Below are 15,834 nucleotides of genomic sequence, written 5' to 3' on the forward strand. Positions count from 1 at the left end.
GCGATTGCTCAGCTGTACCATTGGTGCGTGCAACCCCTTGTTGTTAGACAGGGGATACACATGCCTACATCGTTTCTGAAAACTACCGCCTCCACACTCGCATTCTGTACCGGCGTCTGCGCGCCTGCGATCGCGCAGGACAATCTTGCCGCAGCCGACCCGCGCGAACCCATCGTCGTCGTCACCGCCAACCGCACCGCGCAGCCGGTCGAGCGCGTCGGCCAGTCGATCAGCGTGGTCGATTCCGAAGAGATCGAACGGCGCCAGACCCAGTCGGTCGCCGACATCCTGCGCACCCTTCCCGGCGTCAGCATCATCCGCAACGGCGGCGTCGGCGCGACCACATCGGTGTTCATCCGGGGCGCCGAGAGCGACCAGACCGCCGCATTGATCGATGGCGTCAAGCTCAACGATCCCTCCACGCCCGGCGGCGGCTTCAACTTCGGCCATCTGCTCACCGGCAACATCGAGCGGATCGAGGTGCTGCGCGGCCCCTCCTCCGTGCTGTGGGGCAGCCAGGCGATCGGCGGGGTAATCAACATGATAACTCGCCAGCCGACCGAAGAGCTCGCGGTCAACCTGCGCGGCGAATATGGCTATCGCGACACCGGCCAATTGGTCGGCAACATCTCGGGCAAGGCAGGTCCCCTGTCGGCGAGCGCGGGCGCGGGCTATTTCCGCACCGACGGCATTTCGTCGTTCAGCGAGGCGCGCGGCGGGACCGAGCGGGACGGCTATGAGAATTACGGCGCCAACGGCAATTTCAACCTGGCGCTCAGCGATGCGATCTCGATCGATGCGCGCGGCTGGTATTCCGAAGGCCGGGTCAACATCGACGGCTTCCCCGCACCCGCCTTCGCCTTTGCCGATGTGAACGAGGAATCGCGCACCCGCGAGATCGTCGGTTATACCGGCATCAACGCTGCGCTGTTCGACGGACGGTTTCGCAACCGGCTGGGCTATGCCTATACCGACACCCGCCGCCGCTCGATCGCGCTCGATGGCCCTGCAACCGAGACCTTTGTCGGCCATGGCCGCAACGAGCGGATCGAATATCAGGGCATCTTCGACATCGCCGAAGGCTGGCAGCTGACCGGAGGGCTCGAGCGCGAAACCTCGCGCTTTTCCAGCAGCAGCTTCGGCGCAGCGCCCTCGCTGGGACGCGCGCGGATCGACAGCCTGTACGGCCAGATCGTCGCCACCCCCGCCAAGGGGCTGACGCTGACCGGCGGGGTGCGGCACGACGACCACAACCGCTTCGGCGGCGCGACCACCTTCGGCGCGAGCGGCGCCTATGCGATCAGCCAGACCGGAACGATCGTGCGCGCGAGCTATGCCGAAGGGTTCAAGGCGCCGTCGCTGTTCCAGCTGCAAAGCGATTTCGGCAACCAGCAGCTGCAGCCCGAGCGCTCCAAGGGCTGGGACGCCGGTATCACCCAGAGCCTGGTTGAAGGCCGGTTGCAGGCCAGCGCCACCTATTTCCGGCGCAATTCGAGCGACCTGATCATCTTCGTCTCATGCGTCGCGCCGCTCACCGGCATCTGCGCCAACCGGCCGTCGGGGACCTATGACAATGTCGCCCGGGCGCGCGCAGAAGGGGTCGAGATCGGCCTGACCATGCAGCCTGTTGATGCGCTGCGGCTGCAGGCCAACTATACCTATACCGATGCCACCAACCGTTCGCCCGGCAACGCCAATTTCGGGCGTCAATTGGTCCGCCGTCCGCAGCACAGCATGACCGCGCTGGTCGATTATCGCTGGGGCTTCGGGCTGGAGACCGGGGTGACGCTGACCCATGTCGGCGCGAATTTCGACAACGCCAACAACAGCCGCAAGGTCGAGGGCTATGTGCTCGCGGACCTGCGCGCCTCGTTCCCGCTGACCGAGCGGATCGACATCTATGGCCGCGTCGAGAACCTGTTCGACGAGCGCTACGAAACGGTGTTCCGCTATGGCTCGCCGGGCCGCGCGGGCTATGCCGGCGTGCGGTTGCGCTACTGATGGAACAGGCTGCGCGCGCCCCTCGCGATCTGGTCGCCGATTTCGCCCGGCATGGCGGGCGGATCGATCTGGCGCGCGCAGTCTTTCCGCAGGTTGCGGATTGGACCGACCTTTCGACCGGGATTGCGCCTTGGGCCTATCCGCTCGGCAATGCGCGGGATCAGGCCGAGCGACTGCCCGATCCTGCGCAATTGAAGGCGCTGGAGTTAGCCGCAGCCGCCTGCTTCGACGCGGACCCTTCGCGCGTCGTCGCGGTGCCGGGAAGCGATCTGGCGATGCGGCTCCTCGGTGTGCTGCTGGATGACAGGACATTGCCGCTGCAGCCTGCTATCGTGCGCCCAGGCTATTCGGGCCATGAATCGATGTGGGGCGCTCAAGCGGTAACACTCTGCAATTCCGACTCCGTGCTTGCTATGGCACAGACGCACGATGTGCTGGTGCTGGCCAGACCCAACAACCCAGACGCGGTGATCGCTGATCGCACGCAATTACAGGTTGCTGCCTCGCTGCTTGCGGCGCGCGGCGGGCATTTGATCGTCGATGAAGCTTTCGCCGATGCCGATGCGCATGACAGCCTGGCCCGCTGCGACTGGCCGGGGCTGATCGTGCTGCGCTCGTTTGGCAAGTTCTTCGGCCTCGCTGGTTTGCGACTGGGCTTCGTTCTCGCCCCGCCCAAAATTGGAGAGCGCCTGAGCGCGCTGATCGGCGACTGGCCGATCTCCGGCCCTGCGCTCGCCACCGGGCTTGCCGCCTATCGCGATACCGCTTGGCAGGACACGCAGCGCGCACGACTGGCGAACGCTTCACAGCGGCTGGCGGATGTGCTGACCGGCCAAGGCATCGAAATCGTTGGCCGTACCGCGTTTTTCGTGTTGATCAACACGCCGCAGCGTGATGGCCTGTTCATGCATCTGGCACAGGCGGGCGTGCTGACCCGGCCCTTTGCCCAGTCGCCCGACTGGCTGCGGATCGGTTTGCCGGGCAATGAGACTGACTGGACGAGACTGGGCGATGCGCTCGCCACATGGAGAAATGGATGACCGAGACGCCCGACGATTTCGCCCGCCACAACGCCCGCATGAAGAAGGTGCAGGCCGCACGCGAACGCATGCAAGCCAAGCGCACGCTCGAGCGCGGGCTGCTGATCGTCCACACCGGCAACGGCAAGGGCAAGTCCTCCTCCGCCTTCGGGATGGCGATCCGCTCGCTGGGCTGGGGGATGAAGGTCGGCATCGTGCAATATGTCAAAGGCGCGTGGGAGACCGGCGAGAAGAATTTCTTCCAGGCCAATCCCGATCTGCTGACATTCGAGGTGATGGGGGAGGGCTTTACCTGGGACACGCAGGACCGCGCGCGCGACATCGAGGCGGCGCGCGCCGCCTGGGAGCGCTCGAAGGAACTGATCCTCGATCCCGAATACGATTTCATCATCCTCGACGAACTCAACATCGTGCTGCGGCAGGACACGCTGCCGATCGACGAGATCATAGCCTTCCTCAAGGAGCGCCCGCTGACCAAGCATGTCTGCATCACCGGACGCAGCGCCAAGCCCGAGCTGATCGAGATCGCCGATCTGGTGACCGAGTTCGAAGAGGTGAAGCACCCGTTCAAGGCAGGGTTCAAGGCGCAGAAGGGGGTCGAGTATTGATCCGCGCTCTCGCCTTGGTTCTGGGTCTTGCGGTCGCGGGTTGCTCGTCGCAGGCGGCTGACCGTGCGGCGCAGCGCGCTGCGCCCGGGCGCGAGGCGCTGCCGCGTGTCGTCTCGATCAACCCGTGCGTCGATGCGGTGCTGATGCAGGTGGCAGATCCCGCGCAGATCGCGGCGATCAGCCATTATTCGCAGGACGAACGCGCCACGTCGATCCCGCTCGAACAGGCGCGGCGGTTCGCTGCGACGTCGGGCACCGCCGAGGAGGTGGTCGCATTGGCCCCCGACATCGTGATTGCCGGTAGCCATGTCGCGCCCTCGACGATTTCCGCGCTGCACCGGATGAACATTCCGCTGATCCAGATCGGCGTCCCCGAGAGCATCGACGAGAGCAGCGCGCAGGTCCGCACCATCGCCGCCGCCATCCGCCAGCCGGCGCGCGGGGAGGCGCTGGTCGCGCGGATCGATGATGCGGTGCGCGCGGCATCGGCAAGCAGCGCCGCCCCCTCCGGAGCATTGATCTGGCAGGGCGGCGGTCTGGTGCCGGGCGATGGCACGCTCGCCAGCGAGCTGCTGCGCGTCACCGGCTTTCGCAATCTGAGCGCGGATTATGGTCTCAAGCAATGGGACGTGCTGCCCCTCGAATACATGGTGGCAAAGCCGCCGCAGGTGCTGCTCTCGGTCGGCGCGCATGACCGTTCGGACAGGATGCTGGGCCATCCGGTGCTCGCCGGTCTGAAACAGCAGATCGCGGTGCGCCGATACCCTGAAAAGCTGCTGCATTGCGGCGGCCCGACGATCATCGATGCGGTGGGCCACCTCGCCCAAATCCGGCGGACGCTGTGACGCGGTCGCTGCGGATCAATCTGGCGCTGCTCGCAGGCATTGCCCTGGCCTTCGCGCTGTCGCTGATCGCGGGCAAGGTGTGGATCCCGCTCGACGCCTGGACTGCGGGCGATCCGCGCTGGCCGATCATCGCCGAGCTCCGCCTGCCCCGCACCCTGCTGGCGGCGCTGGTGGGTGCAGCACTCGGCCTGTCGGGTGCTGCCATGCAGGGTTATCTGCGCAATCCGCTGGCCGATCCCGGGCTGTTCGGTGTGTCGTCGGGCGCCGCGCTGGGCGCGGTGATCTCGCTTTATTTCGGCTATGCCGCGTCCCCGCTGCTGCTGCCCGCCTTTTCGCTGACCGGCGCAGGCATCACCATGGCGATCCTTGCCTTGCTGGTCGGGCGCTCGGGCAGCGTCATCGTGTTCACGCTGGCAGGCGTGATCCTTTCGAGCGTGGCGGGATCGATGACCGCGCTGGCGATCAGCCTGGCCCCCACCCCGTTTGCGACCTCGCAGATCGTCACCTGGCTGATGGGCGCGCTGACCGATCGCAGCTGGGACGACGTCTGGCTCGCGCTGCCGCTGCTGGCGCTGGGGTGCGTGCTGCTTGCGTTCACCGGGCGTACGCTCGATGCGCTGACCTTGGGCGAATCCGCCGCGCGCTCGATGGGGGTCGATCCGCTGCGGCTGCAGCTGCTGATCGTGATCGGCGTCGCCTTGTGCGTCGGCGCGTCGGTGGCGACCGCAGGCATCATCGGTTTTGTCGGGCTGATCGTGCCGCATCTGGTGCGGCCGTTCGTCGGCAACCGGCCCTCGGCGGTGCTGCTGCCGTCGGCGCTGGCGGGCGCATTGCTGCTATTGCTCGCCGACAGCCTGGTGCGCGCGGTGCCGACGGTGAGCGAATTGCGGCTGGGGATCGCGATGTCGATGCTCGGCGGGCCGTTCTTCCTTGTCCTGCTGCTGCGCATGCGCCGGAGGCTGGCATGAGCGTGCTGGCGGCTGAAAACCTGACATGGAAGCTCGGCGGACGCCGGGTGCTCGATGCGGTGAGTGCGCGCTTCACCCCGGGACGGGTGACCGCAGTTCTGGGGCCGAATGGCGCCGGCAAATCGACCCTGCTCTCGTGCCTTGCCGGACTGCACACACCCGAAACTGGCCAGGTGCTGGTCGGCGGCCATCCACGCAGCACGCTAGGCATGCGCGATCTGGCGCGGCAGATCGGGCTGCTGCCGCAGGGTGGCGATGTGCATTGGGATGTCGATGTCGCGACCCTGGTGGCGCTGGGCCGCTACCCGCACCGCGCGCGCTGGGGCGAGACCGAGGCGGACCGCGCGGCGGTCGCGCTGGCCATGGCCGCGACCGATGTCACCCAGTTCGCAGCGCGCCCGGTGACCGCGCTGTCGGGCGGCGAACGCGCGCGCGTGCTGCTCGCGCGGGTGCTGGCGGGCGAACCGCAATGGCTGCTCGCGGACGAACCGCTCGCCAATCTCGATCCCGCGCACCAGCTCGACACGCTCGAATGCCTGCGCGATGTCGCACGCGGCGGCGCAGGCGTGATCGTGGTGCTGCACGACCTCAACCATGCGATCCGGGTGGCCGATGAGGTGCTGCTTCTGTGCGATGGCGGCATCGTCGCTCAAGGCGCGCCCGACGACGTGCTGACGCCCGAGCGGATTGCCGAAACCTATGGCGTATCCTCGCATATCGGCACCACCCCCGACGGCGTGCGCTTCATCGTGACCACCCCTATGGCGCGGCCCTGATGATGGCGCGGCCCGAACAGCTGCTGCTGGCGCTGATCGGCGAGGCCGCGATCGGCTATCCCGCCTGGCTGCTGGCGGTGATCGGCCATCCGGTGATCTGGATCGGCGCTGCCATCGCCGCGCTCGACCGCAGATGGAACACGGGCACCGCGCTGCGCCGCCGGGCGATGGGTGTGGCGCTGCTGGCGCTGGGTGCAGGCGGGGTCGGCGCGATTGGATGGCTGATCGAACGCTGGGCGGGCGACGGGCTTGCAATCGGTCTGGTGATCGTGCTTGCGACCACCGGCCTCGCCCAGCGCAGTCTCGACGATCACGTCCGAGCGGTCGCCGGTCCGCTGCTGCGCGGCGATGTGAACGCAGCGTGTGCGGCGGTGGGACGCATCGTCGGACGCGACACCCAGGCGCTCGATGAAAACGGCATTGCGGTCGCGGCCACCGAGAGCCTGGCAGAGAGCTTCTGCGATGGCGTCGTGGCACCCGCCTTCTGGTTTATGATCGCGGGGTTGCCGGGGCTGTTGGTCTGCAAGGTGGTCAACACCGCGGATTCGATGATCGGCCATCGCGACGCGCGGCATCTGCATTTCGGCTGGGCGGCAGCGCGGACGGACGATCTGGTCAATTTCATTCCCGCGCGGATTTCGGGCGTGTTCGTGTGCCTCGCCGGGCTGGGCGGCTGGGCCACGATGGTGCGCGATGCGGGCCACCACGACTCGCCCAATGGCGGCTGGCCCGAGGCTGCGATGGCAGGCGTGCTGGAACGCAGGCTGGGCGGGCCGGTCAGCTATGACGGCGAGCCAGCGCACCGTGCCTGGCTGGGCGATGGCCCCGCGCCGGATGCCAGCGATCTGCAGCGCGCGCTATGGGTCTATCGCCGGGCATGCGTGCTCCTGTGGGCGATCGTGGGAGGTCTTGCATGGCTGCTGTGATGCTGCAGGGGACCGGATCGGATGTCGGCAAGTCGGTGCTGGTCGCAGGCCTGTGCAGGTTGCTCGCAAACCGTGGACTGAAGGTGCTTCCGTTCAAGCCGCAGAACATGTCGAACAACGCCGCGGTAGCGCAAGGCGGCGAGATCGGCCGTGCGCAGGCGCTGCAGGCGCTGGCGTGCCGCGTGCAGCCGAGCATCGACATGAACCCGGTGCTGATCAAGCCGCAGTCCGATACCGGCGCGCAGGTGGTGGTGCACGGCAAGGTGGTGGGCATGCTCGGTGCGGCAGATTACCAGCACCGCAAGGGCGAACTGCTGCATGCCGTGCTGCAATCCTGGAATCGATTGAAGGCGGACGCCGATATCGTCATCGTCGAAGGCGCAGGCAGCCCTGCCGAGATCAACCTGCGCGCCGGCGACATCGCCAATATGGGCTTTGCCCGCGCCGCGAACGTGCCAGTGGTGCTGGTCGGCGATATCGACCGTGGCGGCGTGATCGCCTCGATCGTCGGGACCAGGGCCGTGATCGACGCAGACGACGCCGCGATGATCCACGGCTTCCTGATCAACAAGTTTCGCGGCGATGTCCGGCTGTTCGACGATGGCTATACCGAGATCGAACGCCGCACCGGCTGGCCCGGGCTGGGGGTGATCCCCTGGCTCGCCGCCGCGCGGCAGCTGCCCGCCGAGGACGCGGTGGTGCTCGATTCCGCGGCGACCAGCGAGGGCGCGATCACCATCGCGGTGCCGATGCTGTCACGGATCGCCAATTTCGACGATTTTGACCCGCTGGCGCACGAGCCCGGCGTGAAGCTGGTAATGGTCCCGCCGGGCCAGCCGCTCCCCGGCGATGCGGCTTTGGTCATCCTGCCCGGGACCAAGGCGACCATCGCCGACCTTGCCTTTCTGCGCGCGCAGGGCTGGGATATCGACATCGCAGCGCATGTGCGGCGCGGCGGCGGATTGCTCGGCATCTGCGGCGGCTATCAGATGCTCGGACAGAGCATCGAGGACCCCGATGGCGTAGAGGGTGTGCCCGGAAGCGTGGCGGGACTGGGCTATCTGCCGGTCGCCACCCGGCTCACCGGCGACAAGCGCGTGGTCGATGTCACGGGCACCAGCCTGCGCGACGGCGCGGCGTTCGCGGGTTATGAAATCCATGTCGGCCAGACCCGCGCGCTGGGCCCGGTGCAACCGCTGCTGCGGCTCGCCGATGGCGCGGAGGACGGCGTGATCAGCGCCGATGGCCGGATCGCGGGCTGCTATATCCACCGATTGTTCGATCACCCCGCGCAGCGTGGCGCGTGGCTGGCGCGGCTTGGCGCTGAGTCCGATGGCGTCGCGCAAGAGCACCGTGTCGATCAGGCGCTCGATGCGCTGGCGGCGGGGCTGGAACAGCATGTCGATATCGATCGGCTGCTGGCGATTGCGGGGCATCGGCCATGACTGAGCCGATGTTCGACGCCGCTTTCCGCGACCAGCTCGACAGCCTGCTCGCCTGGCGCCGAGATGTGCGGCATTTCGAGACTCGCGCGCTTCCGCAAGGCCTGCTTGGCAGCCTGCTCGAAACCGCGTGCCACGGCCCGTCGGTCGGCAATGCCCAGCCCTGGCGCTTCGTCCGCATCGTCTCGCCCGAGCGCCGCGCCAGGCTGGCGGACACGGTCGATGCGCAAAAACGCGCGGCGGGCGCGGGCTATTCCGCCGAGCGCAAGGCGCTGTACGACGGCCTGAAACTCCACGGCCTGCGCGAGGCGCCCGAGATCGTCGCGGTGTTCTGCGACGAGCAGGGCGAGGCCGGCCACGGGCTTGGCCGCGCGACGATGCCCGAAACCTTGTGCTGGTCGGTGGTGACCGCGGTGCACATCTTGTGGCTTGCGGCCCGCGCGCACGGCATTGGCCTGGGCTGGGTGTCGATCATCGACCCTGCAGGCATGAACGCGCTGCTCGGCGTGCCCGGAGATTGGCGCTTTATCGCGCTGCTGTGCCTGGGCTATCCCGAGCGCGCGAGCGAGACGCCCGAACTGGTCCGGCATGGCTGGCAGGACCGGCTGCCTTCTGAAATCACACGGCTGGAGCGCTGATGATCACCCGCGAAGACATTCAGGAAAAGCTCGATTCGCTCGCCAAGCCGGTGGGCAGCCTGGGGCGGCTCGAGGCGCTGGCGGTCGAGCTGGCGCTGGCGGGACAATCTCTCACCCCGCTCACCCGCCCGCGCCGCCTGGTGCTGTTCGCCGCCGACCATGGCGTGGTGGCGCAGGGCGTCACCCCCTGGCCCTCGGCGGTGACCACCGCGATGGTCGAGACGATCCTGGGTGGCAAGGCGAGCAGCACCGCGCTCGCCACCGCGCATGGCGTCGATGTGCGGGTGGTCGATGCCGGGATGGCACAGCCACCGCGACAGCCATGGCCCGCGCACTTCAATCAACACACCGTTGCGCAGGGCACCGCCGATCTCAAAAGCGGGCCGGCGATGACTGAAGACCAGTTCGATGCCGCCTGGGCGCTGGGCGAGGCAGAGGCGAAAAGCGCGGTCGATGCGGGCCATCGCCTCCTGATCGCGGGTGAGATGGGGATCGGCAACACCACCGCTGCGGCCTGCATCACCCACGCGCTCGCCGGGATCGATGCCAATACTGCGACCGGCAGCGGCGCAGGCGCCGATGCAGCGATGCGCGGCATTAAGCGCGATATTGTCGCTGCTGCGGTTGCAAGGCTGGACGGTCGCACCGACAAGCCTGCGCTGGCGGCGATCGCGGGGTTCGAGATCGTCGCGATGGCGGGCTTCTATGCGCAAGCCGCGCGGCAGGGCGTGCCGGTGCTGCTCGACGGCTATGTCACCACCGCCGCCGCGCTGATCGCCGAGCGGCTTTGCCCGGGGACGCGTGCGGTGATGATCGCGGGCCATCTCTCAGCCGAGCCTGGCCATCGCGCGGCGCTCACGCAACTCGGCCTGACCCCGGTGCTCGAATGGCAGATGCGGCTGGGCGAAGGTAGCGGCGCCTTGGTCGCGCTGCCCTTGCTCGACAGCGCAGGCGCATTGCTGTGCGATGTCGCACGTCTCGCGGATATCGGGACCTGACATGGACAGCAGATGCCCTGCCTGGGCGCCGCCCCTGCTCGCGATCCAGTTTCTCACCCGCATCCCCGTCCCCGGCACCGATAGGTTGAGCGCGCAGCAGGTCGCGACCGGGCTGGTGCAGGCGGTGGGCTGGTTTCCTTTGGTAGGCGCAGGCATCGGCGCTGTCACCGCAGGCGTCGCGCTGGCGGCGGACGCCTTCTGGCCGGCTTTGGTCGCGGTGCTGATCGCGCTCGCGCTCGAGGCGCGGTTGACCGGCGCGTTCCACGAGGACGCGGTCGCCGATTTCTGCGATGCGTTCGGTGGCGGCTATACCGCAGACGATGTCCGGCGGATCATGAAGGACAGCCGCATCGGCAGCTATGGCAGCCTGGGGCTGATCCTCGCGGTCGGCCTGCGCGCCGCGCTGACGCTGGCGGTGATCGAGGCCATGGCACCATGGGCGGCCTTTCTGACGATCGTTGCTGCGGCGACCTTCGGGCGGCTGTTGGTCGTCGTGCTGATGACTCTTGTCGCGCCCGCCCCGCAAGGCACTGGGCTCGCCAAGGATGTCGCATCGGGCGTCGGGCCAGCCATCCTGCTGACGGCGCTGGCGACCGCGCTGCCAGGATTGCTGGGCTTTGCCGTGCTGAACCCTCTGCCCCTCCTGGCAGCCCTGCTGGCTGGCGGGGCGTTCATCGCATGGTTCCGCGCGCTGCTGCTGCGGCGGATCGGCGGCAGCACAGGCGACTGCCTGGGCTTTGCCGCTTATGCCGGGCAACTGATCCTCCTGCTCGCGGCGACGACGGCGCTGTGATGCGCACCTTGCTACTGGTCCGTCATACCGAGGTTGCTCGCGCCTGGAAGGGCCGCTGCTACGGGCAAAGCGACATGGGGCTGAGCCGCGAGGGCGCCGCGCACGCCCGCGCGCTCGCCACCGAGCTGGCCACATGGCACCCCGAAACCATATTGCATTCAGGCCTACGCCGCGCGCGCATCCTGGCCGAGGCGATCGCAAGTCTAGCAGGCGTTGGCGTGCTTGCCGTGCCCGATTGGCAGGAGCGCGATTTCGGCAGCTGGGAGGGACGCAGCTGGGATGCGATCTACCGCGAAACCGGCAATGCGATGGACGGGATGATCAACGATCCGCACCACTTCCGCCCCGGCGACGGCGAGACCACGATGGAGCTGGCCCGCCGCTCGCTCGCCGCGTTCGACCGCCTGCCGCCCGGCCGCGTGCTGGTCGTTACCCATGGCGGCCCGATCGCGGCGATCCTGGGCATGCGCAAGGGTCTCGCCCCCCGCGACTGGCCCGCGCTTATCCCGCCGCCGGGGGGCTCTGTCGAGCTCGCCTGACCTCGCCTCGCTCAGTGTCACCCGCGCCCGGGCCAAAGCGTAACCGTTCCGCGTGCCGGGTCGAACATTGGGGATGCAACTCCCAAGGATCGACCCATCCATGAAGCTTCTCTGGATCACTGCCGCTGCGGTTCTCACCACGCTTGCCATCTCCGCCCTCCACGCACCATCTCAAGGGTCGGCGCTGGGCAATTCCGCGCCATCACCTGCAAGACTGACGTCTAACAGACTGGCGATTTCGCAATCGGGCCCCGTGGTCGCCGAGCTGTTCACCAGCCAGGGCTGCTCGTCCTGCCCGCCCGCCGATGCGGTCGCAGCAAGGCTGGCGCGCGATCCTGCCATCCTCGTCATCAGCCGCCCGGTGACCTATTGGGACCGGCTTGGCTGGAAGGACAGCCTGGGCCGCGAGGAGAACACCCGGCTGCAGCGCCAATATGGTGACACGGCCTTTGCCGGGGCGAACATCTACACCCCGCAGCTGGTGATCGATGGCAGCGCGCAGGGCGTGGGATCGCAAGAGGCCCATGCGCGCAAGCAGATCGCGCGCGCGGGCGTCATCCGCGCCCGCAGCGGCGTCACCGTGCGCGTCGCCCGCACCGCCGATGGCGGGCGCAGCATCGCGCTGCAAGGCAGGCCGGGGACCGGCGCGGAGGTGATGCTGATCGCCCTGTCCTCGCGCGAAACGGTAAAGATCGGTCGCGGCGAGAATGGCGGGCGGTCGGTCAGCTACACCAATGTCGTGCTCGATGAGACCCCGCTCGGCCGCTGGAGCGAGGGCCGCCGCGCCATCGTGCTCAGCCCCGATCAGCTCAATACGCGCGGCGCCGACCGCCATGCGCTGGTCATCCGGCGCGGCGCGGGCGGCGCGATCATCGGCTCGGCGCTGATCTGAGCACGGGCCGGCAATAACCCTCTGGCGTAAATCGGCGATGCCGCTAGTTTCCCTGTCCGGGACACGGAAGGGATACACATTGATGACCGAACACGCTGCAGGGGTCGCGCCCGAGGTTACGGGATGGCGTGCATCGCTGCCGGTGGGCTTGCGGCCCTATACCGAGGCGGCTCCGCTCGCGGCGCTGTTCCTGGGCATGTCCTCGGGCTTTCCATTCGCAATGATTGCCGCGACACTGTCCACCCGGCTGGCGCAGTCGGGGATCGAAAAGTCCACCGTCACCGCCTTTGCGCTGACCTTCCTCGCCTATAACTTCAAATGGCTGTGGGCGCCGATCATCGATGTGGTGAAGCTGCCGCTGCTCGGCCGGATCGGCCAGCGCGTGTCATGGCTGATCCTGTGCGCGGTGCTGGTGATGATCAGCATCATCTATCTGGGCATTCTTGATCCCGAGGCCGATATCGGCAAGGTTGCGGTCGCTGCGATCCTCGTCGGCGTCGCCGGCGCGACCTTCGACATCGTCATCGACGCCTATCGCATCGAACTGCTCGAGCCGCACCAGTTGGGCGTCGGATCGGGGATGAGCCAATATGGCTGGCGCATCGGGGCGGCCCTTGCAGGATCCTTGGCGCTGGTGATCGCAGCGCGCGCCGACTGGACCACGGCGTATATCGCGGTGTCGTTCTTCGGGCTGTTCGCGGTGATCACCGGGCTGGTGATGGGTGAGCCCGCACGCCGGCATGAACCCAAGCCGTTGAAAGGCCCGGTCGCCGCCGCCATCGCCTATGTCAGCCCGCTCGCCGAGTTCTTCAAGCGATCGGGCGCGCTGGTGGTGCTGCTGTTCGTGCTGGTCCACAAGATCGGCGACACGCTGGCCACCCTGACGCTGCGGCTGCTGTTCGAGGACCTGGGCTACACCAATGACGAGGTCGCGATCTATGATGTCGGCCTGGGCTTCTGGGCGCTGCTCGCGGGGATCTTCGTCGGCGGGTTCCTCTATGCAAAGCTGGGGATGAAGCGCTCGGTGCTGATCAGCCTGATCCTGATGGCCGTTTCCAACCTCGCTTTTGCCGGGCTCGCCAGCGCAGGCCACAACAACTGGGCGATGGCGGGCGCGGTCGGCTTTGAGAATTTCGCCAGCGGCATCGGCGGGGTGTGCGTGGTCGCGTATCTCTCGGCCCTGTGCAACCTCGAGTTCACCGCGACCCAGTTCGCCTTGCTGTCCGCCGCGGCGAGCATCACCGGGCGGTTCCTGACCGGAACGCTGGCAGGCGGAATGATCGAGCAACTGGGCTTTGCCAATTTCTACCTCGTTACCACGCTGGCGGCGCTGCCCGGCGTGCTCCTGTTCTGGTGGATGATGGCGAGCGGGCTCGTCGATCGCTCGCTGGGCACCGCGGGCACCGAGGAGAGCGGGGAATAGCCCCGCAACCCACGCCGCGATCGGATCAGCGGAACGGCAGCTGCATCGACCAGCCGAACCGCATCGATTCGCGCCCCGGATAATCGGCAAGGCCGATCGTCATCGCCTCGTGCCCGCCGCTGGGCCGGGCGCGATAGGTGCGAAAGAGCCGGTCCCAGATCGCCAGGCAGAAGCCGTAATTGCTGTCATGCTCGACCCGCCGGGTGCTGTGATGCACGCGGTGCATGTCCGGCGTGACGATCACCAGCCGCAGCATGCTATCCAGCCACAAGGGCAGCGCGAGATTGGCGTGGTTGAACATCGGCAGCACCGCAAGCAGCAGCTCGAACACGATCAGCGCCCAGAGCGGCGCCCCCAGCGCCAGCGCCACGCCCAGCTTGAACAGCATCGACAGGCCGATCTCCAGCGGATGGAAGCGCAGCGCCGTCGACATGTCGAGATCGCGGTCGGCATGATGCACGCGGTGCAGCCGCCACAGCAAAGGCAGCCGGTGCGTCGCCCAGTGCTGCGCCCAGACGGCCAGATCGAGCAGCAGGATTGCGATCAGCCCCTGTGCCCAGAAGGGCAGCCCGGTCTGCGGCAGCAGCCCGAAATCAGGATGGAGCGCGTAGCCGGTGACCGCGCCGAACACGCCGATGAATACCAGGGCCTGGACACCCCGCTCGATCGGCATGTTGACCAGCACAAAGCCCAGATGCGTGCGCCAGCGCTGCACGAGCGGCATCCGGTGGCGGCGGCGCGGCCAGACCGCCTCTGCCAGCAGCAGCGCGAGCGCGGTGCCGATCAGCACCCCGCTGATCAGCCAGGGCTGGCCGCTGGCGATCATGAGGCTGTGGCGGTTTCCGCGACCAGCCCCTGTTCGGCCATGGTCGGATAGTCGGTATAGCCTTCTGCCCCCTGACCGTACCAGCGCTTGGGATTGTCCGGGGTGAGCGGCGCATCGACGGCCAGCCGGGCGGGCAGATCGGGGTTGGCGAGGAAGGTGCGGCCAAAGCTGATCGCGTCGGCGCGGCCTTCGGCCATCGCGGCAGAGGCGTTCTCCAGCACATAGTCGCTGTTGAGCACCAAGGGCCCCTTGAACACCTTGCGGATCTGCGGGCTGACCGGCGGAACGTCGCTGGCGCCGAAGGTGCCGGTGGCAGGCGGCTCGCGCAGTTCCAGAAACGCGATGCCGATGCTGTCTAGCAGGGCTGCGGCGGCGGTGAAGGTCGCCTCGGGGGTCGCATCGTTGACGCCCTGGGTTTCGCCGTTGGGCGACAGCCGCACCGAGACATGCTCGTGGCTCCAGACACCGACCAGCGCCTGGGTGATCTCGCCCAGCAGCCGGATTCGGTTTTCGATTGCGCCGCCATATGCGTCCTCGCGCAGGTTGGACGAGGAGCGGATGAACTGGTCGATCAGATAGCCGTTGGCGGCGTGGATCTGCACCCCGTCGAACCCGGCGCGGCGCGCGTTCTCGGTCGCGCGCACATAGTCCGCGATCACGCGGGGGATTTCGTCCACCGGCAGCGCGCGCGCGGTGTCATAGGGCTTGGTGCCCTCATAGGTATGCGCGTGATAATCGAAGCGCGTCGCCGACGCCGAGATCGGCGGCTTTCCGCCGATGAAGTCCGAATGCACCAGCCGGCCCATATGCCACAGCTGGCAGATGATGCGCCCGCCGGCCTTGTGCACCTGATCGGTGATCGGCTTCCAGGCTTCGACCTGCTCATCGTTCCAGATGCCGGGCGCATAAGGCGTGCCCAGTCCTTCGGGGCTGATGCCGGTGGCTTCCGAGATGATCAGCCCGGCGCTGGCGCGCTGCGCGTAATAGTCCCCCATCAGCGCCACCGGAACATGCGCCCTGGTCGAGCGGCAGCGGGTGAGCGGCGCCATCAGGATACGGTTGGGGCAGGCAATCGCGCCCAGCTGGATGGGATCGAACAGATTTGGCATCGGGATCGTG

16 protein-coding genes are annotated in these 15,834 nt (G+C 67.6%); 14 read left to right on the forward strand and 2 right to left on the reverse strand.

Going from position 1 to position 15,834, the window contains the following annotated elements:
- The first annotated feature begins 60 nt into the window (after positions 1 to 60).
- From IP68_RS14060 to IP68_RS14125, 14 genes are all read left to right on the forward strand, one after another.
- Positions 61 to 2,001: a TonB-dependent siderophore receptor gene (locus IP68_RS14060; RefSeq protein ID WP_054135623.1), complete on the forward strand. Its 1,941-nt coding sequence runs from the start codon at positions 61 to 63 to the stop codon at positions 1,999 to 2,001.
- Positions 2,001 to 3,041 (forward strand): aminotransferase class I/II-fold pyridoxal phosphate-dependent enzyme, encoded by a 1,041-nt coding sequence (locus IP68_RS14065; protein ID WP_054135624.1) that lies wholly within the window; start codon positions 2,001 to 2,003, stop codon positions 3,039 to 3,041. Before IP68_RS14060 ends, IP68_RS14065 begins: the two co-directional genes overlap by 1 nt.
- The gene (gene cobO / locus IP68_RS14070) at positions 3,038 to 3,649 is read left to right on the forward strand and encodes a cob(I)yrinic acid a,c-diamide adenosyltransferase (protein WP_054135625.1); all 612 of its coding nucleotides are present in this window, start codon (positions 3,038 to 3,040) and stop codon (positions 3,647 to 3,649) included. Before IP68_RS14065 ends, cobO begins: the two co-directional genes overlap by 4 nt.
- Entirely contained in the window at positions 3,646 to 4,494 is an 849-nt protein-coding gene (locus IP68_RS14075; RefSeq protein ID WP_054135626.1) for an ABC transporter substrate-binding protein, read from the forward strand. Before cobO ends, IP68_RS14075 begins: the two co-directional genes overlap by 4 nt.
- Positions 4,491 to 5,462, forward strand: a complete 972-nt coding sequence (locus IP68_RS14080; protein ID WP_054135627.1) for an iron ABC transporter permease — start codon at positions 4,491 to 4,493, stop codon at positions 5,460 to 5,462. Before IP68_RS14075 ends, IP68_RS14080 begins: the two co-directional genes overlap by 4 nt.
- Positions 5,459 to 6,238, forward strand: coding sequence for an ABC transporter ATP-binding protein (locus tag IP68_RS14085; RefSeq protein ID WP_054135628.1), 780 nt, complete (start codon positions 5,459 to 5,461; stop codon positions 6,236 to 6,238). Before IP68_RS14080 ends, IP68_RS14085 begins: the two co-directional genes overlap by 4 nt.
- Positions 6,238 to 7,164, forward strand: coding sequence for an adenosylcobinamide-phosphate synthase CbiB (cbiB, locus tag IP68_RS14090; RefSeq protein WP_082382375.1), 927 nt, complete (start codon positions 6,238 to 6,240; stop codon positions 7,162 to 7,164). The genes IP68_RS14085 and cbiB overlap by 1 nt, the downstream gene beginning before the upstream one ends.
- On the forward strand, positions 7,152 to 8,609 hold the full coding sequence (locus IP68_RS14095; protein WP_054135630.1) for a cobyric acid synthase: 1,458 nt from the start codon (positions 7,152 to 7,154) through the stop codon (positions 8,607 to 8,609). The genes cbiB and IP68_RS14095 overlap by 13 nt, the downstream gene beginning before the upstream one ends.
- Positions 8,606 to 9,244, forward strand: coding sequence for a 5,6-dimethylbenzimidazole synthase (bluB, locus tag IP68_RS14100; RefSeq protein ID WP_054135631.1), 639 nt, complete (start codon positions 8,606 to 8,608; stop codon positions 9,242 to 9,244). Before IP68_RS14095 ends, bluB begins: the two co-directional genes overlap by 4 nt.
- Positions 9,244 to 10,242, forward strand: a complete 999-nt coding sequence (gene cobT, locus IP68_RS14105) for a nicotinate-nucleotide--dimethylbenzimidazole phosphoribosyltransferase (protein WP_054135632.1) — start codon at positions 9,244 to 9,246, stop codon at positions 10,240 to 10,242. Before bluB ends, cobT begins: the two co-directional genes overlap by 1 nt.
- Before the next feature lies 1 nt (position 10,243).
- On the forward strand, positions 10,244 to 11,035 hold the full coding sequence (locus IP68_RS14110; RefSeq protein ID WP_231684017.1) for an adenosylcobinamide-GDP ribazoletransferase: 792 nt from the start codon (positions 10,244 to 10,246) through the stop codon (positions 11,033 to 11,035).
- The gene (locus IP68_RS14115) at positions 11,035 to 11,574 is read left to right on the forward strand and encodes a histidine phosphatase family protein (RefSeq protein WP_231684019.1); all 540 of its coding nucleotides are present in this window, start codon (positions 11,035 to 11,037) and stop codon (positions 11,572 to 11,574) included. The genes IP68_RS14110 and IP68_RS14115 overlap by 1 nt, the downstream gene beginning before the upstream one ends.
- Before the next feature lie 100 nt (positions 11,575 to 11,674).
- A complete protein-coding gene (locus IP68_RS14120) occupies positions 11,675 to 12,466 on the forward strand; it encodes a thioredoxin family protein (protein ID WP_197275811.1) in 792 nt (263 codons plus the stop codon).
- A gap of 82 nt (positions 12,467 to 12,548) precedes the next feature.
- A complete protein-coding gene (locus tag IP68_RS14125; protein ID WP_054135636.1) occupies positions 12,549 to 13,889 on the forward strand; it encodes an MFS transporter in 1,341 nt (446 codons plus the stop codon).
- A 25-nt stretch (positions 13,890 to 13,914) separates the two neighbouring features.
- Here the strand turns inward: IP68_RS14125 and IP68_RS14130 are convergent, their stop codons facing one another.
- Together IP68_RS14130 and IP68_RS14135 are read right to left on the reverse strand one after the other, a co-directional pair.
- On the reverse strand, positions 13,915 to 14,715 hold the full coding sequence (locus IP68_RS14130; protein WP_054135637.1) for a sterol desaturase family protein: 801 nt from the start codon (positions 14,713 to 14,715) through the stop codon (positions 13,915 to 13,917).
- Complete coding sequence (locus tag IP68_RS14135; protein ID WP_054135638.1) at positions 14,712 to 15,824, reverse strand: alkene reductase; 1,113 nt, start codon at positions 15,822 to 15,824, stop codon at positions 14,712 to 14,714. Before IP68_RS14135 ends, IP68_RS14130 begins: the two co-directional genes overlap by 4 nt.
- Between the last annotated feature and the right edge of the window lie 10 nt (positions 15,825 to 15,834).

The organism is Blastomonas sp. AAP25, assembly GCF_001295965.1.
GTDB classification, from domain to species: domain Bacteria; phylum Pseudomonadota; class Alphaproteobacteria; order Sphingomonadales; family Sphingomonadaceae; genus Blastomonas; species Blastomonas fulva.